Raw genomic sequence first — 1,055 nt, 5'->3', positions numbered from 1 at the left:
CCGACGATACCGGACCATTCGCCCGGCATCGATCCAGGAAACTACCGCTAGATATCGCTAGATATCGCTAGAACCTCGTCGCCGACAGGCCGCCGTCGACAGGGAGCGTGACTCCGGTGATGTAGGAGGATCGGTCGCTGAGCAGCCAGGCCACCGTTTCGGCGACCTCGTTCGGCGTGCCGGGGCGGCCGAGCGGGGTGTGGTTCTCAAAGCGGTCACGCAACTGCGGATACTGCGCGAACGTGGCGGCCACGCCATCGGTCAGAATGGCGCCGGGGGCGACGACGTTCACCCGAACTCCCTGTGCCGCGTACTCCTGGGCCGCCGCACGCGCGAGTCCGGTGACACCGGCCTTCGCCGCCTGATAGGACGAGTCTCCGATCCCTGCGACCAGTCCGGCCACGCTGCCCGCGATCACGATCGCACCGCCACCGGCCTTCGCCAGTTCGGGTATCTGGGCGCGGAGATTCAGCCAGGTGCCACGCAGCGTCAGGCCCTGCACGGTGTCCCAGGAGTCCTCGGTGATCTCGGTCAGCCTCCTACCGAGCTCGTCCCCGGTGGCCGCGTTGAGATATGCCCCGTTCAGTCTTCCATGCCGTTCCAGCGCCGCCTGGACGAGTGACTCCGCCCCGGCCGACGTGCTGAGGTCGACGGTCACGGCGACTGCGTCGAAGCCGTCAGCGGTCAGCTGGCCGGCCAGTTTCGCGAGCTCGTCGCTGCTGCGCGCCCCCAGGACGACCCGGGCGCCCTCCTCAGCGAACAGCCGGGCCGCCGCGGCGCCGATGCCCCGACTGGCGCCCGCAACGATAATCACTTTGTCTGCGAGAAGTCCCATGGGAGAAATAGTACGAAAGCGTACTTGAGTACGCCTTAAGCGTACGTTTCACGTGTTGACACGCTCGGCGTAACGAGATGGTCTCGGCACGCGGCCATCCTGCCCCGCCGGCAGGTGACACGTCCAGCGAAATTGCGTGACCGTCACCGCCGCATACGCCGGGTGCCGGGGGGAGATTTCCAGAGCGCCGGTCAAGTAGCGCGGATCCCATCCACGACCA

The 1,055-nt window shown here is 66.9% G+C and carries 1 protein-coding gene; it reads right to left on the bottom strand.

What is annotated here, in order from left to right:
- Positions 1 to 67: 67 nt before the first annotated feature.
- Positions 68 to 835 carry an SDR family NAD(P)-dependent oxidoreductase gene (locus AC5LSR_RS05065; protein WP_493464533.1) on the bottom strand — a complete coding sequence of 256 codons (768 nt, stop codon included), beginning with the start codon at positions 833 to 835 and terminating at the stop codon, positions 68 to 70.
- Positions 836 to 1,055 lie beyond the last annotated feature (220 nt).

This window comes from Protofrankia sp. CiP1_Cm_nod4, assembly GCF_982290645.1.
The sequence above is the reverse complement of the archived record's forward strand: the minus strand, read 5'-3'. Positions and strand labels throughout refer to the sequence as shown.

What these genes read in the sequence shown, in the direction of transcription:
- AC5LSR_RS05065 (WP_493464533.1), bottom strand. Translation starts at nt 835, where the DNA reads ATGGGACTTCTCGCAGACAAAGTGATTATCGTTGCGGGCGCCAGTCGG.